Consider the following 22,968-nt stretch of genomic DNA (forward strand, 5'->3'; position numbering starts at 1 on the left):
GCCTGCACAGGAACAGGAAGTATCTGTCCACCGCAGCCCCTGGAGGGGTTCCTCTTTCGCGTACGGTTTTTCACATCACACTTCACAGTGTTTCGCACTGAACCAAAGTTCCGGAGAAAACCATACACATAGTAAAACTCGAAGAATTCTCACATACAGTTGCTGAACTAAAGCACTCTTTCATTCATCAAGATATACTTTCACCAATTCCTGATTCAAAAAAGAGAGACACCCTGTAAGTGCCCCTCTTCTAATAATCTCATATTTTATTCACTCTGATAATGTGCGATCAGTCGATCCAGTCTCCTGCTCAGAAGAAGATTTCTCTGAAGATCCTCTCTGCACTGAATTCTACAGTTCAGAATCTTCTGCAGAATCTGCATTCTCAGATACAGCATTCTCCCTCTGCATATCCTGATGGTTTTTATCGGACGGCATATTATCGTCTCTGTTATCTTCCCGGTTCTTTCCGGCAAACGATACCTCACCATCCTCGGCATCTTCCCGGTTCTTTCTGGCAGACGGCAGCGTGCCGTCCCAGTCATCTTCCTGATTTTCTTCAGACCGTATTTCCTGTTCCTTTTTTGCGGCAAGTGCTTCCTGCTTCTGCTTCGCAGCAATTTCTTTCTCTTTATCCTGTCGGTCAAGTTCTGCTTCTGCCTGCTCCTCTGCTGCATATAAAGCCTCTTTTCTGCGTTTTCGGGCAGCTGCTCTTTTTTTCTCCATTGCTCTTCTGACCAATGCCTCTGTACCAAAAAACAGGAACAAAAATGCCGATATCACAAACGATACAGAAATCCGCGTTCCGGGAATCCTGATTCCGTCTGTCCTCAGCCATTCTGTAAAACAGCGAATCAGTCCATACAGAGACATATATCTCATAAAAATCTCTCCCTGAAACTTTTTGCGTCTCTGACTGGCAAGAAGGAAAAACAGAAGGATCAGGCACAACGCACTTTCATACAGAAAAACCGGATGGACCTGAATATAAGAGATACCATCCACTACTGTCAGATTCTCACGCATCAAAGCACTGACTGAACCGGACTGCACAGATGACAATGGAAGCTGCATGGCAAAATAACTGCCCGTGTACTCTCCAAAGGATTCCCTGTTAAAGAAATCCCCCCACCTTCCTATTATCTGTGAAATGAGCAGTCCCATGCTGGCAGTATCTGCCACTTTCCAGAAAGAAGTCTTTTTGATTCTGCCAAACAGCAGTGCTCCAAGGATTCCTCCGAAAAGAGCCCCGTAAAAAGACATCCCGCCATTCCGGATATTGAAGATCGACTGAATATTTCCGCGATAAAGCGTCCAGCTAAACGCCACATACAAAAGCCGTCCGCCGATTGTTCCGGTAATCATTGATGTGAGTATCATTCCCAGATAAAGATTCGGTTCCTGTCCGCGTCTTTTTGCTTCCAGCACAATAAAACAGATTCCAAGCATCATTCCCAGTGCGATCAGAATTCCGTAAAAAGTAATCTCATATCCAAAAACACTGATACCTCTTCCCACATAGCTCAAATTTATTCCAATGTTGGGGAATCGAATCGACATCTCCATAATTCACCTGTATTATACGTTGAAACGGAACAGAATCACATCTCCATCCTGAACCACGTATTCCTTCCCTTCCATACGAACCAGGCCCTTCTCTCTGGCACCTGCATAAGAACCGCAGTCCAGAAGGTCCTGATAATTGACAACTTCTGCTTTGATAAAGCCGCGTTCAAAGTCTGTGTGGATTTTCCCTGCTGCCTGAGGTGCTTTGGTACCGATTTTGATCGTCCATGCTCTTGTTTCATCTTCCCCTGAAGTCAGGAAACTCATCAGTCCCAGGAGACGGTAACTTGCGCGGACAAGCTTCTCCAGTCCGGATTCTGCAAGGCCCAGATCTTCCAGGAACATTTTCTTTTCGTCATCCTCAAGTTCTGCGATTTCCTGTTCAATCTGTGCACAGATTACAAATACTTCACTGTTCTGCTCCTGAGCGTATTTCCGGACAGACTGCACATAAGCATTGGATTCACCGTCATCTGACAGATCATCTTCTGCAACATTGGCAGCGTAGATCACCGGTTTTGCAGTAAGAAGATTATAGGTACCCATCCAGCCCTCTTCATCTTCGTTTTCCAGTTCCATTGTGATCGCCATCTGACCATTTTCCAGATGTTCTTTCACTTTCTGAAGGAAATCCAGTTCTTTTGCAGCTTCTTTGTCCATACGGGCAGTTTTTGTTACTTTTGCAATTCTTCTCTCCATAATCTCAAGATCAGAGAAAATCAGCTCAAGATTGATGGTTTCAATGTCACGCAGAGGATCGATCGTTCCATCCACATGCACAACATTGGAATCCTCAAAGCAGCGTACCACATGTACGATTGCGTCTACTTCACGGATATTTGCCAGAAACTGATTGCCAAGTCCTTCTCCTTTGGATGCGCCTTTTACCAGTCCTGCAATGTCCACAAACTCAATCACTGCAGGTGTTACTTTTTTGGAATGATAAAAATCTCCGAGAAGCTGAAGTCTCTCATCCGGCACAGTTACAATTCCCACATTGGGATCAATGGTACAGAACGGATAATTGGCTGATTCCGCTCCTGCTTTTGTAAGAGAATTAAATAACGTACTTTTCCCCACATTCGGCAAACCTACAATACCAAGTTTCATAATAAATTCCTCTCTTTATCTCATTTTTCATTTTTGTCTGTAATTTTTTGTATTTTCGGTACATCGAAAAATATATAACTGACACATCGGACATACCTCATCAGACATTTATTTTTCGAACGCATTTGTACATTTCATCTTAACACAACCCTATTTCTCTTTCAAGCCAGGAAATAACAAAATCTGACAGCCTCCCATACAAATGCCATGTCCCATTTCTTCAATTTTCAAACACACTCTAGTACATCGAAAAATAAATGACTGGCTATATCACGCAGCAGATGAGAAATCAGGCAAGTGATATAGCTGGTTATTTATTATTCGATGTACTAGTCTCTCGACATGATCATCAGGAGGCTTCCCCTCTCATATTGGACTTCCGCCCATTCATCCTGAATTTCATTGCTCACGGTCAGTCCGCTGTCTGCAGCTGTCAGGCGATACCCATCCAGAGGATACTTAAATCCTCTCAGAGTCAGTCCGTCTACATCACCGCCCACAGGGAAAAAGGAAACATATTTTCCAAACTGTCCTGTACGCTCCAGCCTGGTACCGCTCTCCACAAGAGTGATATAATTGCAGGCATCCAGAAGTGTGATATTCGCACCATAATTTCTTCCAAGAGATAAAAGTCCCAGATTCGCCATTACATGATCCAGACGGCTGCCTGTAGCTCCAAGAATTGCGATATTTTTTCTGCCCCGCTTCATAGCCAATACAGCGGCAGATTGTGTATCGGAATCATCTTTTTCCGGTTTCAGGCGGTAAATTTCCAGATGATGTGCCGCTTCCATAGAAGTATGCTCCATACTTCTTTCCAGATAATGTCTCCCCTTTTCGGAAAGGCTGTCAAAATCTCCCACTGCAATATCCGGCCGGATTCCTGCGGCTTCGGCAGTCTCTATAAAAAAATCCATTCCTCTGTCTGCAGCGATCAGACAGAGATGTTCTCTTCCTGTTTCATTTATCGTTTTTTTCAAAAAATCGAGGGCAAAATCGCTTTGGATATTGCCCCCGCTTACAATTATCGTATCAATCATAAAATTCCTCTTTAGTCCAGTTCCTGACTGATTTTATCAATTTTGCGAAGGATACTCTTCACATTCTGTTCCAGATCACCGCGGAATACATAAGAACCTGCCACTATCAGATTGGCTCCTGCTTTCATAACAGTTTCCAGCGTATCATCATTGATTCCCCCATCCACCTGAATATCCACATCAAGTTCTTCTCTGTCAATCAGTTCACGGAGTTCCTGAATCTTCTCTGTACATTCATCCAGATATTTCTGTCCGCCAAATCCCGGCTGAACAGTCATGACCAGTACCAGATCCACATCCTCCAGAAGATGACTGATATCATTTACCGGTGTCGCCGGCTTAATGGAAATTCCAGCTTTAATCCCTGCATCTTTGATCAGTTCGATCGCACGCTCCGGATCATCGGATGCCTCCGCATGAATCGTAATGGAATCCGCTCCGCAGTCTGCAAAATCCTGAATATACCGTTCCGGTGCAGTTACCATCAGATGAACATCAAAGAACATTTTGGATTCCCTGCGGATAGACTTGATCACCGGCATTCCAAAAGAAATACTCGGAACAAAATCTCCATCCATCACATCAATATGCAGCCATTTTACCCCTGCTTTTTCCAGGGTTTTTATCTGTTCGCCCAGGCGGTTAAAGTCTGCTGATAAAATCGACGGGCACAATTGATACATAATTCAGTATCTCCTTTTCTCTTTTAATTCTTCATAAAGTCCCAGATAGTCTTCGTATCTGATCCTGCTGATTTTTTGATTTTCCAGTGCTTCCTTCACTGCACAGCCGGGTTCATGGATATGTCTGCAGCCCTGAAACCGGCATTTTCCTTCATACTGCTGAAATTCCCGGAAATAATCCTTCAGTTCCTGTTCTTCCATATCTGTGAGATACAGGGAGGTAAAACCGGGAGTATCCACCAGATACGTATTTTCCGCTACCGGAATCACCTGCGAATGCCGCGTCGTATGGCGGCCCCTTTTCAGCTTTTTGCTGATTTCACCGGTTTCCATCTGCACATCTTCCTGCATGAGATTCGTCAGAGAAGATTTTCCCACTCCGGAAGGTCCGGCTACAACTGTCGTTTTTCCCTGAAGGATCTGCCGGATTTCTTCCACACCCTCTCCCAGATTTACACTGGAGAGAATGACCTGATATCCACAGCCCGCATATGTTTCATACAAAACTTCCAGCTCCTCCGGACTGACCAGATCTTTTTTGTTAAAACAAATCACCGCCGGAATTCCTTCCCGCTCCATCATAATGAGGAAACGATCCAGAAGCATCAGATTCGGTTTGGGATTCTCTGCCGCAAAAATGACAAATGCCTGATCCACATTGGCTACTGCCGGTCGAATCAGGGAATTCCGCCGGGGCAGAATGGAAGTGATACTGCCTTCTTTTTCTTCTCTGTCAAGAATCTGTATCTCCACATCATCGCCTACCAGCGGTTTCTGATTCTCTTTGCGAAAAATTCCTTTTGCCTTACATTCATAGACTTCTCCGTCTTCTGCATAAACATAATAGAATCCGGCGATGCCTTTCATAATTTTCCCCTGCATGCACTATTCAACCTTTGCAAATGTAATGGAATAGTGGCCAAGTTCCTGATATTCTCCGTCTACCTGTTCTGACAGATAAAGGGTACCATCGCTGACACCGGAAGCTCCGGTAATGTCAAGCTGGTAAGGGAACGTCAGAACCTGATTTTCCAGTATCAGTGTCGCAGTCGGCTGGCCATTTACATTCTGTACCAGTTCCAGTCTCACTGCACCGCCCTGGTATCCTGCCGGAGTATCCAGACGCTGTGTACATTTCCATGTGCCGTCAGCACCTGTCACCGGCGTCTGTACCTGTGTCTGCGCAGTCGTATCCTGCTGCGTCGTATCCTGTACAGTTGTATTTGTTTCTGAAGTTGCTGCAGACGGATCTTTGTCACCGCAGCTGACAGTAAGTGTCATCGTTTCATCCGGATTTGCATAGGAATAAGCTTCCGGACTCTGGGAAATGACATCGCCTTCTTCATAATCAGTGCTTCTCTGTTCCACAATCTGAATATCAATCCATTTGCCAAGAACCGTAACCGCATCATTCTTCTGCCATCCGATTACATCCGGTACCTGGACATCTTCTCCGTAATAGTTGACTCCACGGCTGACAACCAGAGTAATGGTATCACCGGCTTTTGCAGTGGTGCCGCCTTCCGGTGTGGTATAGTATACATAGCCCGGATCTACCAGACAATATCCGTTTTCATCCAGTTCACTGTATTCTTTCTGCACATTTACTATAAATCCGGCGTCTTCCAGGAGCTGCTGTGCTTCCACGCCTGTTTTTCCGTCAGTATCCGGAACCGTCACCTGCTGTACACCCTTGCTGACATAATATTTCAATGTGGTAAATGCTTCTACCATGGTACCTGCCGGAATATCCTGTTCACAGATACGGCCTTTTTCCTGATCAGAAGCTTTCTCTCCGATGATCTGGATGCCAAGCTGAGAATTCAATGTCAGTTCTCCGGCTTCCTCCTCTGTAAGTCCGATCAGATTTGGCACTTCCACGAGATTGTCTTCTTCTTTCTTCTCTGTCTGCTGTTCTTCCTGCTTCGTTTCCGGTTCTGCGCTTCCGCCGATCAGACCGGATGCTTTTCCAATATAAAAAATCAAAGCCACCAGCAGTGCAGCACCGGCAATCAGAGCGATAATGGTCACTGCACGGCCTATACTTCTGCTCTTTTCTGCTTTTTTTCTGGATTTTCTGATTGATGCACGTCTTTCCTCATATCCGTCATCATCGTCATCATAATCCGTGTCATACGTCTCTTCTTCCAGATCTGCAACTTCCATTTTTTTCTGACCTGCGCGAGAAGACTGCTTGGGCGTATGCTTGATCTCGCCAAGCTCCTCATCAGAAATCACGACGGTCTTTGCTTCGTTATCAACGGTATCAATTTTTACAAAATCACCCTGCGGGTCGATCAGAGAATGTTTCAGATCCGCAATGACCTCTTCCATACGGTCATATCGTCTTCCAACACTCTTCTGAGTACATTTCAAAATGATCTGTTCCAGACTGTAGGGAAGATCTTCCGCATAAATGCTTGGCGGAACCATTTCTTCCTGAAGATGTTTGATCGCAATGGCTACTGTCGTATCACCGTCAAACGGAACTCTTCCGGTAACCATTTCATACAGGGTAATACCAAGAGAGTAGATATCGCTTTTCTCATCACTGTATCCGCCGCGTACCTGTTCCGGTGAGCTGTAATGTACAGATCCCATAACATTGGAGCTGATAGTATTGGAAGAAGCCGCTCTTGCAATACCAAAATCTGTCACCTTGACCTTGCCGTCTGTGGAAATAATGATATTCTGGGGTTTTACATCACGATGAACAATTCCGTGACTGTGAGCCGCTTCCAGTCCCATCGAAACCTGAATGGCAATACTGGTAGCCTCTTTCACAGAAAGCTTTCCTTTCTTGGTGATGTACTCCTTCAGCGTAATTCCCTCAATCAGTTCCATAACAATGTAGTAAACTCCTTCATCGTCTCCTACATCAAATACGTTGACAACATTCGGATGGGTAAGTCCTGCAGCTGCCTGAGCTTCACTTCTGAACTTCCGGATAAATGTCGTATCCTCACGAAATTCTGCCTTCAGAACCTTCACTGCCACAAAGCGGTTCAGTTTATGATCCTTGGCTTTGTAAACATCGGCCATTCCGCCGGTACCTATTTTCGATAATATTTCATAGCGCTCTGCAATAATCATTCCTGTCTTTAACATTTCTCCACCTCATTTGTGAATGGTTCCACTAATACAATTGCAATGTTATCCTTGCCGCCATTCCGGTTTGCTTCCCGAACCAGTGTCTCACCTTTTTCGGTAAGATCTGTATCGGATTTCAAGATAATCTCTTCGATCTTGCTGTCCTCCACCATATTGCTGAGACCGTCGGAACACATGAGAATCGTGCTTCCCGGTTCCAGTTTCAGATCAAAAAAATCAATATCTACTGTTCTCTCTGCTCCAAGGGCTCTCGTAATTATATTTTTATCCGGATGGTTTCTGGCCTCTTCCGGTCTCAGTTCGCCCATCCGAACCATCTCCTGTACCAGTGAATGGTCCTTCGTCACCTGGCGGATATGATCCTGTATCACATACAGACGGCTGTCTCCCACATTTGCCACATAAGCATAGTGCCCGACGACCGTTGATACCACCATGGTAGTTCCCATTCCTCTGAGGTGTTCATCCTTCTGTGCCTGCTCTATAATTTCTGTATTAGCAGTTTCGATGGCATGACGGATAACCTTGATAGGATTAAAATCCGCATCTCCACGAATTTCGTCGACTAAGATCTGGACCGCATGTGAGGAAGCGTAATCCCCTGCATTATGTCCGCCCATTCCATCAGCAACGACAAACAGATTAGGAAGATTCCCTACCGGGCTCTCACAGACAAACACATAATCCTGGTTCATCTTCCGCTTCTGCCCTACATCTGTAGCTGAATATACCCTCATGTCACTTCTCGCTTTCTGTTTTTTCAATGTAACTCTTTCTCAGTTGCCCACAGGCACCGTCAATATCGCTGCCCATTTCCCTTCTAATAGTACCATTTATTCCACATTTTTCAAGTTTTATTTTGAAATTCTGGACCGCCTCACGGGTAGAACGCTGAAAATTCCGCTCTTTTATGGGATTTACCGGAATCAGATTCACATGGCAGTTGATTCCGCGGATCCGCTCTGACAGCTCCCTGGCATCCTCGTCACTGTCATTGACACCTGCTACAAGACTGTACTCAAATGTAATACGGCGTCCGGTCTTTTCAAAATAAGTTCTGCAGGCTGTTAGCAATTCATCCATCGTGTATTTTTTTGCTATGGGCATCAGTTCCTGCCGTCTGGCATCATTAGGCGCATGAAGAGAAATTGCCAGAGTCATCTGCAGTTTTTCTTCTGCCAGCTCATAAATCTTCGGCACCAGTCCGCAGGTAGAAACAGTCAGGTTTCTCTGACTGATATGAATTCCGCCTTCTTCTGTAAGAATGTGAATAAAACGCAGAAGATTTTCATAATTATCCAGAGGTTCTCCGGTTCCCATCACTACCACATTGGAGACCCTCTCTCCGGTCAGCACCTGTATCCGGTAAATCTGATCCAGCATTTCTGAGGGAAGCAGATTTCTCGTCCATCCTCCGATCGTAGATGCGCAGAATCTGCACCCCATGCGGCAGCCTACCTGCGAAGAAATACATACGGAATTTCCATGTTTATAACGCATCAGCACACTTTCGATCACATTTCCGTCACTGAGCCGGAAAAGATATTTTCTGGTACCGTCAATTTTCGAAATCTGTACATCCACTGCCTCCAGGGCTGTGATCGGATAGGCGGAAAGCTTTTCCCGCAGGCTTTTCGGCAGATTCGTCATTTCATCGTAGGAAGTAACCAGATGCTCATGAAGCCAGCTGTAGATCTGCTTTGCCCGGAACGGTTTGTCACCCAGTTCCGTCATAAGCACCTTTAATTCGTCTATTGTCATCGACTTAATGTCTGTCATATTCATCATTTATTATTTCCTTCTGAATCTCGCAATAAAGAACCCGTCTGTCTTATGTACCCCCGGCAAAAGCTGAAGATAACCAAGGGCTGTTGTTTCCGAATGCAGTTCCTCCGGAAGATAAGGATCCAGACTCTCCAGTTTGAATGGGTGGTTATTCATAAACCACATCATATTCTCTTCGTTTTCTTCTTTTGCAATGGTACAGGTACTGTAGATCAGAACTCCTCTGGGTTTTACATATTCTGCTGCCCGGTCAAGAATCGTCCTCTGCAGGATTACGATTTCTTCCTGTTTCTGTGCGGTTGCCCGGTATTTAATCTCCGGCTTTTTGCCGATCACACCATATCCGGAACACGGAACATCTGCCAGAACAATATCCGCCCTGCATTCCGATTCCACGTCAAATACCGTGGCATCCTGGACTTTTGCCTGTACGTTGATCGAACCGGTTCTCTGAATATTGTCTTCAATCAGATCCACCTTATACTGACTTACATCTCTGGCATCCACCGTTCCATAGCCTTCCATCTTATCTCCCAGATGAAGGCTTTTTCCGCCGGGCGCAGCGCAGAGATCGATGACATAATCTCCCTTTTCCGGATGGGCGGCTTCCGCCACCAGCATGGAACTTACATCCTGCACCTGAATTTTTCCCTGGACAAAAGCATCCAGCATATAGATATGATTAAATCCGGAAATATAATGGGCGTAGGGAAGATATGGCGCCTGCTCCACTTTTACCCCCTGGTCTTTCAGGCTTTTCAGGATTTCCTCGCCGGAATTCAGATATGTCCGGAAGCGTACGGTCATAGGCTTTTCTTCAAGGAAATCTGCCAGCATTTTTTCGGTTGTTTCTTCTCCGTAATCATTCAGCCAGCGTGTAACCAGCTGTTCCGGCATGGAATATTTCACAGAAAGATATCGCAGAAGATTCTCTTCTCTGGATGGGTACTCCAGTTCCGACATCTGTCTTGCGATGGTGCGCAGAACACCATTCACAAATGGTTTCAAATTATAAAACCCTTTTTTCTGGGCAAGCTTGACAGCCTCATTGCATACTGCACTGTCCGGCACACTGTCCATGAATTTCAGCTGATAAACAGCGCTTCTCAGGATTTCCCGGATCACAGGCTTCATCTTGTCCACTTTTACTTTTGAAAATGAATCAATGATATAATCAATCAGAATCCTGTATTCCAGGGTTCCTTCACACACTCTCGTCACAAACGCTCTGTCCTGTTTCGGCAGAAACTGATATTTGGAAAGGGCATTGCGAATGGCAATATGACTGTGCTCCCCTTCTTCAATTTCCAGCAAAATCTCCAGGACCATTTCTCGGGTATTGATTCCATTAATCGTCACGTCTTCTTCCTCCGGCAAGTATCAAAAGTCTTAAAAGCTGCAGGATTGAGGAGGCAAGAGCTGCCACATACGTCAGCGCTGCTGCGGAAAGAACTTTTTTGGCACCGTTTATCTCATTTTCTCCCAGAATTCCAAGACTCCGCAGATTCTGCAGTGCTCTGGAAGATGCATTGATCTCCACCGGCAAAGTTACCAGCTGAAAGAGAACTGCCAGAGAAAACAGCACAATTCCTGCTGTAATCAGCGGCTGAATGGAAAAAATCAGGCCAGCCACAAATAACGGCCAGGAAATATTGGCGCCAATATTCGCCACAGGAACAATTGCGCTCCGAAGCTGCAGCGGTCCATATCCTGTCGCATGCTGGATTGCATGTCCGCACTCATGAGCTGCCACACCTACGGCTGCCAGAGAGCTGCTGTCAAAAACGTCATCCGACAATGCCAGCTGCTTTGTTCTCGGATCATAGTGGTCTGTCAGGCTTCCGCGGACACGTACGATCTGTACATCAAAGATGCCCGCTGCCCGCAAAATTCTCTGTGCAGCCATGGCTCCGGTAAGGCCGGATGCACTCCTGACGCCTTTGTATCGCGCAAATGTACTCTTTACCCTTCCGGATGCTGCCATGGAAAGAAACATTCCTATCACCAGCAGAAGATATGTCCAGTCAAATCCCCAGTAATATCGATATCCGTACATATTTCTCACTCCTTATGATTCATAAAGACGCTGCCTTTTTCGATTTTATAGCCACGAAGAAAAGCATCGGTATCCATACGTTTTTTGCCTTCCAGCTGTACTTCTGTCAGTACCAGGATTCCATCAGCACATGCCACATGAATGCCCTCTCTGTCTGCAGCAAGAATGGTTCCGGGCGCTTCCTCTGTATTTCCGGGTACCGCTTTGCTTTTCCATACTTTCAGCGTCTTGCCGTTCAGATACGTATAAGCGCTGGGCCACGGGTTCAGTCCCCGTACCAGACGTTCCAGTTTCACTGCACTTTCGGAAAAATCCAGAAGACCCATCTGTTTCGTGATCATTGCCGCATACGGTGTCGGGCTTTCTTCCGGCTGTTTCTCATAGACAGCAGTACCATCAAGAATGGACGGCAGGGTCTTTATCAATAATTCTGCCCCGGCCTGCGCCAATTTATCAAACAAACTTCCGCCGGTCTCATCGTCTGCAAGAGGCACGATCACTTTAGAAATCATATCTCCTGTATCCAGCCCGGTTCCCATGCGCATAATCGTCACACCGGATTCTTTTTCCCCGTCAATGACTGCCTGCTGGATTGGAGCTGCACCACGGTATTTCGGAAGCAGGGATGCATGAATATTGATACACCCAAACTCCGGAAGGTCCAGAATCGTTTTTGGTATCAGCTGTCCAAAGGCAGCCACCACGATCAGATCCGGATGAATTTCCTCCAGAACCTGAATAAACTCCGGATCACGTACTTTTACCGGCTGATAAACCGGAATATCATACTTCTGTGCTTCTTCTTTTACAGGGGTAGGAAGCATGGTCTTGCCTCTGCCCTTCGGTTTATCCGGCTGCGTTACAACAGCAGCGATTTCATATCCCGATTCTGCCAGAGCACGCAACGGCAGTACCGCAAAATCAGGGGTCCCCATATAAATAATTTTCAATGTCATTACTCCTCTTCGTCTTCATCCTCATAGCTTACCTTGTGCAGTTCCCCTTCTACCAGATCGGTATACATTTTTCCGTCCAGGTGATCGATCTCATGGCAGAAAGCACGGGCAAGCAGTTCTGTTCCCTCATATTCCACTTCTTCCATATTAATATCAAGAGCTTTTACTTTTACATAATCCGGACGGGTAACCTGTCCGGACATTCCCGGTACGCTGAGACAGCCCTCTTCACCGGTCTGTTCTCCTGATGTTTCCAGAATTTCCGGATTGATCAGCACGATCGGTCCTTCTCCCACATCAATCACAACAATTCTTTTTAGAATTCCCACCTGCGGTGCGGCAAGGCCCACACCCATAGAATCATACATGGTATCCATCATATCTACAATCAGATTACGCAGCTTCTGTGTCATCTCTGTGATTGGTCTGCTCTTCTTCCTCAGTACGGGATCTCCTTCTGTTCTGATAGTTCTAAGTGCCATTTTCTTTTCTTCCTTTCTTCTTGACTGATTAACTGAAATCAAACTGTATATAAAGTTTCCGGAAACCGGAATTAATCTCTATGTACTTTTCTATTTTATCTTTGATGCGATTTAATATTTTATATTCTGTGTGTTTCAGGTAGATGACCTTACGGTATACATCATTGACTTTGCCTACAGAGGCATATGCCGGTCCAATTACATGAAGGTCTTCTCCGGAATATACACGGCGAATGAATTTCGCAATGTATTCCATCCCTTTTTCCAGAAGTTCTTCATCCTCCCCAAAAGCCAGAACAGAAAGCATGTGCGCAGACGGCGGATAATCCATCAGGGTACGATATCCCATTTCTTCCTCATAAAACGCTTCGTAATCCTGGACAGCAGATGCACGGATGCTGTAATGTTCCGGATGATAAGTCTGAATGACTGCTTCTCCTTTGCGTATTCCGCGCCCGGATCGTCCCACTGCCTGTGTCAGAAGCTGAAATGTCCGTTCCGCACAGCGGTAATCCGACGCATTCAGAGAAAGATCCGCCGCGATCACTCCTACCAGAGTAACCAGAGGAAAATCATGTCCTTTGACGATCATCTGGGTGCCCACCAGAATATCTGCCTCATGCTCTGCAAATGCAGAAAGAATTCTTTCGTAGCTTCCCTTATTTCGGGTCGTATCATAATCCATCCGCAGGATTCTGGCCTCCGGAAAAGTTCTGGCAAGCACCTGCTCGATCTGCTGTGTTCCGGCCTTAAATCCTCCGATATAAGGCGATCCGCACTCCGGGCACTGTTCCACCCGCGGCTGTTCATACCCGCAGTAATGGCAGACAAGCTTCCCATTATTATGCTCGGAAAGAGATACATCACAGTGCGGACATTTCATTACATGGCCGCAGGAACGGCAGGATACAAATCCCGCATAGCCCCTGCGGTTCAAAAACAGCATAGCCTGTTCGCCCCGCTTCAGTCTCTCCGAAATGGCATCTTTCAGCTTTCGGCTGAGAACGGACCGGTTCCCGGCTTTCAGTTCTTCGCGAAGATCCACCACCGATACATCTGGAAGGGGACGTTCCCCGTACCGGGCTTCCAGTTTCACCAATGCGTACTCTCCGGACATTGCCCTGCTGTATGACTCCAGAGAAGGAGTGGCAGATCCGAGAACTACTCTTGCCCCTTCCATGGAGGCACGCTTTACTGCGGTTTCTCTTGCATGATATCTCGGACTGTTTTCACTCTTGTAGGTCTGTTCATGTTCTTCATCGATAATGATAAGACCTAAATGTGAAAACGGTGTGAACAGGGCAGATCTGGGGCCTACCATGACCTGAATTTCCCCGCGTTTCGCCCTTTTAAACTGATCGTATCGTTCTCCCTGAGACAAACGGGAATTCAGCACCGAAACTTTGTCTCCGAATCTCCCGTAAAATCTCCGGACTGTCTGATAGGTAAGCGCAATCTCCGGAATCAGCACAATGGCTTCTTTCCCTTCCTCAAGCACCTGCTCGATCAGTTTCATGTAAACTTGTGTTTTGCCGCTTCCGGTCACGCCGTAGAGCAATACCGGTCTGGGAGATGGATCTTCCCATTCTTTCCCGATCTGTTCTGCTGCCTCCTGCTGAGCGGGACTTAATTCCTGCTCTTTTTCTGCGGACAGAGACTGAACATCTGCAGGCATACGGTAGATTTCACTGTTCTCCACCCGTATGATTCCCTCTTCGGTAAGGGGAGCCAATACTCCTGCATTTGTGCCCAGTTCACGGGAAGCAGCCGTATAATCCAGGTTTCCCTGCTCCAGAAGCGCACGAAGAAGTCTCGCCCGTGCCTTGCATCTGCCTTTTTCCAGCTGCCCGGCAAGTTGTTCTGCTTCCTGACGGGAAACAGCAAGACAAATGGTTCTTTTTTCTTTTGCTTTGATTTTTTCCTGCACGGGAAGGACGGTTTTGAGTGCCTGGATCATGGTAGAACCATAGTATTCCCGCATCCAGGCGGCAAGTGCGATCAGCTTTGATTCCGTAGTTTCTTCACCGCTTGAGACTCCCCGGATTTCTTTCATACGCCGAAGGTCAAATTTGGCTTCATCGGAAAGGCCGATCACATAACCTTTCCGTTCATGGTCGCCATTTCCAAAAGGAATCCGTACCACCATTCCCACACGAATCTCTTTTTCCATATTCTCCGGAACTTTGTACTGAAAGCTCCGGTCCACTTTTTCGTGGGAAATGTCTACAATTACATCCGCATATATCATGTATTTTCTCTGTTCCTATCTGCCTGCCAGAATATCAGCAATGAGCACACGTTCATCCATCGGATATTTTTTTCCTTTGATTTCCTGGTAGTCTTCGTGGCCTTTTCCTGCCAGAATGATAATATCGCCCGGTTCTCCATGATGAATCGCATAGGCAATCGCTTCTTTTCTGTCCGGAATCTCCACATATTTTCCGTCTGTTTTTGCCATGCCGACTTTAATATCATCGATAATGGCCTGCGGCTCCTCATTTCTTGGATTGTCGGAAGTGATGATCGTCAGATCTGCCAGACGTCCGGAAACTTCACCCATTTCATACCGGCGCAGTCTGGAACGGTTTCCTCCGCAGCCAAACAGGCAGACAAGACGGTGAGGCTGATATTCTCTCAAGGTAGTCAGAAGACTCTCCAGAGCCATCGCATTGTGTGCATAATCGATCATCAGCGTAAAATCATCGGAAACTTTTACCATTTCGATACGGCCTTTTACCTTCGCCACTTTCAGTGCTTTGATGATGTTTTCCTCGGAAACACGGAAATGGCGGCAAATAGCAATCGCTGTCAGAGAATTATAAATGCTGAATTTCCCCGGAATATCGATTTCCACCGGAAAATCCATGAGTCCTCTCAGATGATAGGAAATGCCCAGATATCCCTTGCCGCCTACCAGCTTCGCATCTTCTGCACGAAGATCCGCCTCCGGGGAAAATCCATAGGTTTCCAGTTCACAGGTATGTCCTTCAATAATTCTGTCAAAATGTTCGTCATCACGGTTTACGATTCCAACACGGCACTGCTTCAGAAGCATGGATTTGCAGGAAAGGTAATGGTCAAAATCTCTGTGTTCATTCGGTCCGATATGATCCGGCTCGATATTGGTAAAAATACCATAATCAAATACAAATCCCTGTGTTCTGTGCAGCATCAGGCCCTGAGAAGAAACCTCCATCACCACACAGTCACAGCCTGCGTCCACCATTTCACGGAAATACTGCTGGATCACAAAAGATTCCGGAGTCGTGTTGGCAGCCGGAATGACTTTCTCACCGATAATTGCCTCAATTGTTCCAATGAGACCAACTTTGTATCCGGCATTTTCCAGAATGGATTTCACCATATAGGTGGTGGTAGTCTTGCCCTTCGTTCCTGTAATACCGATGGTTTTCAGGCTTTCTGCCGGATAACCGAAATACGCAGCGGAAATAAATGCCATTGCATAACGGGTATCTTTCACCAGAATCACCGTAACATCTTCCGGTGCCTGCACTTCCTCTTCCACGATCAGTGTTTTGGCTCCTTTTGCCACAACATCCGGGATAAACTTATGTCCGTCTGCAACTGCACCACGGATACAGATGAAAAGGGAATCTTCCTGAACTTTACGGGAATCATAAACAACCGTTGTGACTTCCCGGTCTGTACTTCCCTGAATACAGGTGTATTCCAGACGTTCCAACAGGGATGATAATTTCATATTTTTTACCTCCATATATGGACTATAACTTACTTTTTGCAAACTTTTGAAAACAAAAGCTCCAATATCCAAAAGTATATTCCATTATAGAATATCACACCTAATCCGCCTTTTCAATGTCTGCGTTTTCCAGGTTACTGTTTTTTGCGAAATTGATGATATCCCCATATGCCTGCTGATGCAAAAAATGCGGTGCCAAGCATGATCAGCCAGAAAGCCGGATTGGAATCATCAGAAGTTTTTGGTGCATCCAAGGCCTGATATCCACTGTTTTCGGAGGTGTTTTCCGTTCCTCCCTGTTCATCCGCAGAAGCATTTTCCGGCGACGGGGTCGGAGTCATTTCCAGAATCTGTACCGCCGCTGTTGTCTGTACCACTTTGTCACCGGTCTCCCTTGTTTTTACAAGTACCTGATTCAGCAGTTCTCCGCTTTTCAGATCTTCCGGCAGCGTCACTACCGCATCCAGAGAAAACACTTCTCCCGGAGGAATCTCCGTGATCAAGGCCTGCGTTTTATCACTGCTCAGCAGAACTCCGTCTTTTTTTACAAACTGTGCCTGAATATTTTCCATCTGAAACCGCTCGGTACTAAGGACAGAATGAAGAGTTCGCTCTCCTGTATTTCTGATACAGATCTGATAGGTAATCGTATCCCCCGGTCCTGCCACAGTACGGTCTGCAGATTTGCTTACTGCAAAATCCACCTTAAGAGGGGTAACTGCTGTTTTCAGGGTGACATCACGAACAAGGAGCGTTTCCGAATCCGAAGCTTTCTGCGCGGAAGCTGTGATTCTGTTTACCACCGGCTCACTCTGGTCCTCAGGCAATTTCACCCGGCATGCAGCCTGGCGTATTTCTCCCGGCTTCAAATCAGTCAATATGACAGTTCTGCCGGTTACGTCAGTTTCCTGACCTTCCTCCGAACTCCAGCTGCATGGAAGTTCTGAGGGACTGAGACTGCTCTCCAGCGTGATCAGCGGAAGGGGCTGACTCCCGGTATTTGTAACCGTTACCATGTAAGAAAGTGTCTCACCCGCTTTGGGATTTTCTTTATCTGTTTTTACAGATATCGTGTAATCAGCCATGGTAACCGGTGTTTCCAGAAAGACCGGATTTATCTCTGTCAACAAAATTTCAGGCTGACTTTCTCCCGATACAGACAACGTCAATCCTCCCGTACTCTTCTCCGTTTCTTCTGTCGGATTCTCTATACTCCCGTTTTCTTCTGTTTTTACAAGAACTTCCAGCTGTCGTACCTTTTCACAATAACGGTATTCTTCTTTCAAAATCAAAGGGATCGACACACTGCTTTTGTCCACGATTTCTTCTTCCGGGAATATCCAGACCACTTCTGTCACTGCAACAGGCTCTTCCTCTTCACCCGGAAGCATCAGAATCCGGGAACTGCAATTTTCCGGAAGTTCCTCTTCAGGCACATAAAAATACTGAGAAATCCAGGCATCCAGTATCAGCTCTGTAGATTCTTCTTGATTACTGCCGAAAAATTTCTCCGAAACTGAACGGACATCTGTCACAGATTTTACTGCTTTTACCATTTCTGCGACATATACCGTTTCCGCTGCATCTACCATTCCTGCAGCATACACTTTTCCTGCTGCATACATTTTTTCTGAAGAATCTTCTGTTACTCCAGCGATTGTCATTCTTCTGCAGGTCGGACGATATGGGGAAATCTCCGCAATAACATCGGCTTCTGCTTCTTTCGCGGTTTCTTCTGATCTTGTTTCGGAAAATTCTTCCGGGGATTCTTCGGAAAAGTCTTTTGATGTTTCTTCCGGATACTTTTGGGATGATTCTTTTACAGGTTTTTCTGCTGAAGCTTCCGAAGACTCTTTTGCTGTTTCTTCCAAAAATTCCTTTTCAGATTCTCCTGACTGTTCTTCTGAAATCCCCGGAATCCCGCTTTTTTCCGGCTGTTCTTCTGGTTTCTCCGTAGGCCCGTTGTTTTCCAGCTGTTCTTCTGAAATCTCCGGAGTTCCGTTTTTTTCTGTCTGGTCTTCTGGTTTCTCCGAAACCTCACTTTTTTCCGATTGTTTTTCTTCCTCTTCTTCTGATTTCGCATCTTCTCTCTTATTGTACGCATCCATCCACTCTTTCAATCCGGTAATTTCCACAGCAAGTTCAGCCCGGAAGTTTTCCTCATCCGTCCAAACTGCCGTTGTTTTCATCTCAGGAATATTGCTTTCCTGCTCCATAGCATCCCCATAAACTTCCCCTGCAAAAATGCCGGATACCATTCCGGATATCAGAAGTACTGCCATGCCCAGATTCCCCAATCTGCATAATCTTTTATTCTTCATATTTCCTCTTTCCTGACGCACTTGCTGCGTCAATAATGGTAGATTTGGAAGTTCACTTCCAAACTTCTCTGCTCCTGTTCTTCTGTGCAGTCCCTGAATGTTACTGTTCTCTCCGTTCTCAGTAACACGCTTTATGATGCACAGAAATTATGCATACTACTTGTCAACAGCCCTGTTCCATCATCAAAACAAACTGATGTACCAGAATACACTCATAGGCATTCCTCCCTTCACCGATATTAAAAAAGAATGGGTAATTTCGCCGATCCGGCGAATAAGAATTGATACACTCCGAAAGATATGGGAGTGTGACATTTAAAACATACCATGTTTTCACTTCACGCACAAGCAATTCCTGAATTCTTTATCCTTTTTATATTTCTTTTATATTTCCGGAAATTCCTGGACAGCAGGCATTTACATTTAAGACGAATCTGAACAGCAAGCATTTACGTTTCATACGAATCTGAACATCCTCAGTTAATAAACGATTTAGAAATTTTCGATTTCTTTTAGAAACAATACACACTTTGCACACATTTCTTGGATATAATAAATCTCGGATAGATGAAAACCACTCTCTATCTCCCCCCTCAAAAAAGTAAAGGAAACGAGTCGTCTGTTTAGCAGGCGACTTTTCCTTTTTCCTCATTCTTTTATTGCATTTCCCGCCCATGTCTTTTATAATAAAAAGATAAATCAGACAGAAATGAGGTATTCCCTATGAGCGAAAAAATCGTAGTAGTTGCATTGGGCCACAGAGCTTTGGGTACTACCCTTCCGGAACAGCAGGTTGCCACCAAAGTCGCCGCCAAGGCCATCGCAGACCTGGTTGAAGAAGGCACATCCGTTGTCATTTCACACAGCAATGGCCCTCAGGTCGGCATGATTCACACTGCCATGAACGAGTTCGGCAAGGCCCATCCTGATTATACATTTGCTCCCATGTCCGTTTGCTCTGCAATGAGCCAGGGCTATATTGGATACGATCTTCAGAACGCGATCCGCACAGAACTGATTTCCCGCGGAATCTATAAACCAGTCGCAACCGTACTGACTCAGGTAGTAATCGATCCTTACGATGATGCATTTGCAGAACCGGAAAAGATTATCGGCCGTGTACTGAACGAAGAAGAAGCAGAGGCAGAAGAAGAAAAAGGTAATTTTGTCACGAAAATCTCTGACAATGGCTACCGCAGAATCGTAGCTGCACCCAAGCCGCAGAAAATCATCGAACTCGAAACCATCCGTACACTGGTTGACGCCGGACAGATTGTCATTGCAGCAGGCGGCGGCGGAATTCCTGTCATGGAACAGGGCGTACGCCTTCATGGTGCCAGTGCGATCATTGAGAAAGACCTTACCAGTGGGCTTCTGGCAGAACAGCTGAATGCGGATACCCTGATGATCCTCACCAGTGTAGAAAAGGTCAGCCTGAATCTTGGACAGAATAATGAAGAATTTCTGGATGAGATGGATACCGAAGAAGCGAAGAAACACATTGCGGACAATCAGTTTGCCCCGGGTTCCATGCTTCCGAAGTTTGAAGCAGGTGTTTCCTTTGTCGAAAAAGGAGAAGGACGCAGAACCATTATTACAGACATTGCCCATGCCAAAGATGCCTACAGAGGCAAAACCGGAACAATCATTAAATAATCCACCGGAAATTATGATTTCTTCAAAAAAGAAAGTGACAAAATCTGAAATATCTCTTTTTGCACAAAACAGGCGGTCTCCACGACCGCCTGTCATTTTTCTTTCATTGTCTGTTATCTCTTACGGCGAACCCACATGGCCGGACGAACTCCCATATCCGGAGAATTGCTGGAAACACCATTTTCATAAATTGTTCCGTCTTTATAAACCACCTGCTGGTTCAGATTACTGCATCCGTGACCGCGGAGCCACCTTGCGGATGTTACATAGATACACGCTCTGCGATCTCTGCCATCTTTGCTTCATTCAGGCGGGTATCACCATGCACACGGCTGTAGGAAAGGTAGCCGTTCATACGGTCGATCTTGGTCAGATTCTTGGAACCGCATACCGGGCACACATCCATTTCCAGTTCTTCATGTCCACAGTCATCACAATAAGCCAGAGAAAGATTCACTCCTTCATAATAGCCAAGTGCCATGGCACGACGGATCAGAGTACGAATGGCTTCTTTATTATATCCGATCGGATAGCGGACATATTGAATCTTACCGCCATTGCAAAGTTCCCAGAAACGTCCCTCCAGATCCTGTTTCTCAATCGGCGTAACGTCCTCTGTCACATGGCAGTGGAAGCTGTTGCTTACATACGGACGGTCGGAAACGCCTTCCACAATTCCGTACATCTTACGGAACTGTTCTACCTGCAGACCACAGAGGCTTTCTGCCGGTGTTCCATAGATTGCATAAAGATATCCGTCTTCTTCCTTAAACTGATTTACTTTATCATTAATATATTTCAGAACATCCAGAGCAAACTGTCCATCCTCTTTAATCGACTTGCCATTATAAAGCTCCTGCAGTTCGTTCAAGGCGGTGATTCCGAAAGAAGCTGTCATAGGCTTCAGAATCTTGCCGATTTTTTCATGAGGCTGAAGATGTCCGCCGTAAAAACCGCCTTCACAATAAGCCAGCGGATTGGTGGATGCCCGCATCTGTCCCAGATATTCATAAGTACGGATATGCAGATTACGGATCATCTCCAGATAGAAGTCCAGTACTTCATAAAAATCTCTGCTCTCAGCACGGGCTTTAGCAAGAATCATCGGAAGATGCAGGCTGACTGCACCCACATTAAATCTTCCCACAAATACCGGAACATCCTGATCATCTGCCGGATGCATCCCTCCACGCTCATACCATGGGCTCAGAAAAGCACGGCAGCCCATCGGGCTGATAACCTTGCCATAACGCTTATACATGCTGGAAATATATCCCTTGCCGGACATGGACAGCCAGTCCGGATACATGGTCTTGGAAGAGCATTCCACACCTGCTTCAAAGATATCCTCACAGCATTTGCCAGGTCCATGGATGTTTTCATCATAAAGGAACACAATCTTCGGGAAAAGGACCGGTTTCTTATGGCCTTTCTTGCCCTGTCCTCCCATATGAACTTCCAGAAGAGAAAGACTGCACATCTTCTCAAACCGTTCTGTTCCAAGTCCCAGTGTCACTGTTACAAACGGATAATCTCCACGGGAAGAACCTACCGTATTCAGCTTATACTCAATTCCCTGCCAGCCCTGGTCATAATCCCTGCGAACCTTATCCAGTGCGTATTCAATGGCTTTCTCCTCTCTGCCGCTCCAGTTCGGATCAGAGTATTTCATAAATTCCTGAATGTATTTGTCATAACTCTTCTGGGCATACGGAGCAAGGATCTTATCCACTTCCGGCACCGTAAATCCGCCATACTGCTGAGCTGCAGTACTCAGAATGATATCACCCATAACATCAAATGCCGTATCCAGGGTCTTGGGTTCATTGTACCATACATTTCCCATTTCAAAACCGCCGCTCAGTACAGAAGCAACATCAAACAGACAGCAGTTCATCGTATCCAGACGGGCAGACTGATCGTGGATGTAAATATACCCGTCCTTGCATGCCTGAAGCTCATTGCGGTTCATAAAAAATTTCCGGTAAAGTTCCTTATTCAGTTCATTAAAAATCAGACTTCTCTTGGTGGCAACCAGAGCACTGTCCGTATTGGCATTGCTCTTATCTCCAATGTAGCGGATCGCCTGACTCTTGGTATAAACATCATCCATCATGTGGATAAAGTCCAGTTTATAATTGCGGTAGTCACGGTAACTCTTGGCAACCGCAGGATTCACTCTCTCCAGCGCACCCTCTACAATGTTGTGCATTTCCTGGATCTCAATCTCATTCTTCCCAAGGGATTCCGCATGTTCCTGAGCGAAACGGCAGATAAACTCTTTCTCTTCATCGGAAAATGTATATAAAATACGTGCAGCTGACTTGTTCACCGCAGTTATAATTTTCTGAGGATTAAATTCTTCTCGAGTGCCGTCTTTCTTAATTACATAAATCATACCTGTTCTCCTATATACTACATCTAGTGGGTCAACCCCTCGTTTCCCCCATTTTTTCTCCATATCTGGTGTACTTGTCACAG

At 45.8% G+C, this 22,968-nt stretch carries 17 protein-coding genes; 1 reads left to right on the forward strand and 16 read right to left on the reverse strand.

Going from position 1 to position 22,968, the window contains the following annotated elements; genetic code table 11:
* Positions 1-351 precede the first annotated feature (351 nt).
* The 15 genes from lgt to ACTNEW_RS12205 form a co-directional block, all read right to left on the reverse strand.
* The gene (lgt, locus tag ACTNEW_RS12135) at positions 352-1,560 is read right to left on the reverse strand and encodes a prolipoprotein diacylglyceryl transferase (RefSeq protein WP_441061328.1); all 1,209 of its coding nucleotides are present in this window, start codon (positions 1,558-1,560) and stop codon (positions 352-354) included.
* Between the two features lie 18 nt (positions 1,561-1,578).
* Positions 1,579-2,676 (reverse strand): redox-regulated ATPase YchF, encoded by a 1,098-nt coding sequence (gene ychF / locus ACTNEW_RS12140; RefSeq protein WP_441061331.1) that lies wholly within the window; start codon positions 2,674-2,676, stop codon positions 1,579-1,581.
* 329 nt (positions 2,677-3,005) lie between these two features.
* Positions 3,006-3,716, reverse strand: coding sequence for a thiamine diphosphokinase (locus ACTNEW_RS12145; protein ID WP_441061334.1), 711 nt, complete (start codon positions 3,714-3,716; stop codon positions 3,006-3,008).
* Positions 3,717-3,727: 11 nt separating this feature from the next.
* Positions 3,728-4,402 carry a ribulose-phosphate 3-epimerase gene (gene rpe / locus ACTNEW_RS12150; protein ID WP_441061457.1) on the reverse strand — a complete coding sequence of 225 codons (675 nt, stop codon included), beginning with the start codon at positions 4,400-4,402 and terminating at the stop codon, positions 3,728-3,730.
* Entirely contained in the window at positions 4,403-5,281 is an 879-nt protein-coding gene (rsgA, locus tag ACTNEW_RS12155) for a ribosome small subunit-dependent GTPase A (protein WP_441061337.1), read from the reverse strand.
* A 3-nt stretch (positions 5,282-5,284) separates the two neighbouring features.
* Positions 5,285-7,507 carry a Stk1 family PASTA domain-containing Ser/Thr kinase gene (pknB, locus tag ACTNEW_RS12160; RefSeq protein ID WP_441061340.1) on the reverse strand — a complete coding sequence of 741 codons (2,223 nt, stop codon included), beginning with the start codon at positions 7,505-7,507 and terminating at the stop codon, positions 5,285-5,287.
* Entirely contained in the window at positions 7,501-8,247 is a 747-nt protein-coding gene (locus ACTNEW_RS12165; protein WP_441061343.1) for a Stp1/IreP family PP2C-type Ser/Thr phosphatase, read from the reverse strand. The genes pknB and ACTNEW_RS12165 overlap by 7 nt, the downstream gene beginning before the upstream one ends.
* A gap of 1 nt (position 8,248) precedes the next feature.
* Positions 8,249-9,289: a 23S rRNA (adenine(2503)-C(2))-methyltransferase RlmN gene (gene rlmN / locus ACTNEW_RS12170; protein WP_441061459.1), complete on the reverse strand. Its 1,041-nt coding sequence runs from the start codon at positions 9,287-9,289 to the stop codon at positions 8,249-8,251.
* Positions 9,290-9,301: 12 nt separating this feature from the next.
* Positions 9,302-10,624, reverse strand: a complete 1,323-nt coding sequence (gene rsmB / locus ACTNEW_RS12175; RefSeq protein ID WP_441061461.1) for a 16S rRNA (cytosine(967)-C(5))-methyltransferase RsmB — start codon at positions 10,622-10,624, stop codon at positions 9,302-9,304.
* 19 nt (positions 10,625-10,643) lie between these two features.
* Entirely contained in the window at positions 10,644-11,351 is a 708-nt protein-coding gene (locus tag ACTNEW_RS12180; RefSeq protein WP_441061346.1) for a zinc metallopeptidase, read from the reverse strand.
* A 5-nt stretch (positions 11,352-11,356) separates the two neighbouring features.
* The gene (gene fmt, locus ACTNEW_RS12185) at positions 11,357-12,301 is read right to left on the reverse strand and encodes a methionyl-tRNA formyltransferase (RefSeq protein ID WP_441061349.1); all 945 of its coding nucleotides are present in this window, start codon (positions 12,299-12,301) and stop codon (positions 11,357-11,359) included.
* Between the two features lie 5 nt (positions 12,302-12,306).
* Positions 12,307-12,789 (reverse strand): peptide deformylase, encoded by a 483-nt coding sequence (gene def / locus ACTNEW_RS12190; protein WP_441061352.1) that lies wholly within the window; start codon positions 12,787-12,789, stop codon positions 12,307-12,309.
* A 28-nt stretch (positions 12,790-12,817) separates the two neighbouring features.
* On the reverse strand, positions 12,818-15,037 hold the full coding sequence (gene priA, locus ACTNEW_RS12195; RefSeq protein ID WP_441061355.1) for a replication restart helicase PriA: 2,220 nt from the start codon (positions 15,035-15,037) through the stop codon (positions 12,818-12,820).
* A 15-nt stretch (positions 15,038-15,052) separates the two neighbouring features.
* Positions 15,053-16,510 (reverse strand): UDP-N-acetylmuramoyl-L-alanyl-D-glutamate--2,6-diaminopimelate ligase, encoded by a 1,458-nt coding sequence (locus ACTNEW_RS12200; protein ID WP_441061357.1) that lies wholly within the window; start codon positions 16,508-16,510, stop codon positions 15,053-15,055.
* 134 nt (positions 16,511-16,644) lie between these two features.
* Complete coding sequence (locus ACTNEW_RS12205; RefSeq protein ID WP_441061360.1) at positions 16,645-18,831, reverse strand: hypothetical protein; 2,187 nt, start codon at positions 18,829-18,831, stop codon at positions 16,645-16,647.
* 723 nt (positions 18,832-19,554) lie between these two features.
* On the opposite strand from ACTNEW_RS12205, the gene arcC reads away from it, so the two are divergent.
* On the forward strand, positions 19,555-20,487 hold the full coding sequence (gene arcC, locus ACTNEW_RS12210) for a carbamate kinase (protein WP_441061363.1): 933 nt from the start codon (positions 19,555-19,557) through the stop codon (positions 20,485-20,487).
* A gap of 262 nt (positions 20,488-20,749) precedes the next feature.
* Here the strand turns inward: arcC and nrdD are convergent, their stop codons facing one another.
* Positions 20,750-22,885 carry an anaerobic ribonucleoside-triphosphate reductase gene (nrdD, locus tag ACTNEW_RS12215; RefSeq protein WP_441061365.1) on the reverse strand — a complete coding sequence of 712 codons (2,136 nt, stop codon included), beginning with the start codon at positions 22,883-22,885 and terminating at the stop codon, positions 20,750-20,752.
* Positions 22,886-22,968: the final 83 nt, after the last annotated feature.

This window comes from Blautia sp. HCP3S3_G3, from assembly GCF_052063365.1.
Lineage (GTDB): Bacteria > Bacillota > Clostridia > Lachnospirales > Lachnospiraceae > Blautia_A.

What these genes read in the sequence shown, in the direction of transcription:
- ACTNEW_RS12165 (WP_441061343.1), bottom strand. Translation starts at nt 8,247, where the DNA reads ATGAGGGTATATTCAGCTACAGATGTAGGGCAGAAGCGGAAGATGAAC.
- pknB (WP_441061340.1), bottom strand. Translation starts at nt 7,507, where the DNA reads ATGTTAAAGACAGGAATGATTATTGCAGAGCGCTATGAAATATTATCG.
- priA (WP_441061355.1), bottom strand. Translation starts at nt 15,037, where the DNA reads ATGATATATGCGGATGTAATTGTAGACATTTCCCACGAAAAAGTGGAC.
- arcC (WP_441061363.1), top strand. Translation starts at nt 19,555, where the DNA reads ATGAGCGAAAAAATCGTAGTAGTTGCATTGGGCCACAGAGCTTTGGGT.
- rsgA (WP_441061337.1), bottom strand. Translation starts at nt 5,281, where the DNA reads ATGCAGGGGAAAATTATGAAAGGCATCGCCGGATTCTATTATGTTTAT.
- ACTNEW_RS12205 (WP_441061360.1), bottom strand. Translation starts at nt 18,831, where the DNA reads ATGAAGAATAAAAGATTATGCAGATTGGGGAATCTGGGCATGGCAGTA.
- ychF (WP_441061331.1), bottom strand. Translation starts at nt 2,676, where the DNA reads ATGAAACTTGGTATTGTAGGTTTGCCGAATGTGGGGAAAAGTACGTTA.
- ACTNEW_RS12145 (WP_441061334.1), bottom strand. Translation starts at nt 3,716, where the DNA reads ATGATTGATACGATAATTGTAAGCGGGGGCAATATCCAAAGCGATTTT.
- rlmN (WP_441061459.1), bottom strand. Translation starts at nt 9,289, where the DNA reads ATGACAGACATTAAGTCGATGACAATAGACGAATTAAAGGTGCTTATG.
- lgt (WP_441061328.1), bottom strand. Translation starts at nt 1,560, where the DNA reads ATGTCGATTCGATTCCCCAACATTGGAATAAATTTGAGCTATGTGGGA.
- ACTNEW_RS12200 (WP_441061357.1), bottom strand. Translation starts at nt 16,510, where the DNA reads ATGAAATTATCATCCCTGTTGGAACGTCTGGAATACACCTGTATTCAG.
- nrdD (WP_441061365.1), bottom strand. Translation starts at nt 22,885, where the DNA reads ATGATTTATGTAATTAAGAAAGACGGCACTCGAGAAGAATTTAATCCT.
- ACTNEW_RS12180 (WP_441061346.1), bottom strand. Translation starts at nt 11,351, where the DNA reads ATGTACGGATATCGATATTACTGGGGATTTGACTGGACATATCTTCTG.
- rsmB (WP_441061461.1), bottom strand. Translation starts at nt 10,624, where the DNA reads ATGGTCCTGGAGATTTTGCTGGAAATTGAAGAAGGGGAGCACAGTCAT.
- def (WP_441061352.1), bottom strand. Translation starts at nt 12,789, where the DNA reads ATGGCACTTAGAACTATCAGAACAGAAGGAGATCCCGTACTGAGGAAG.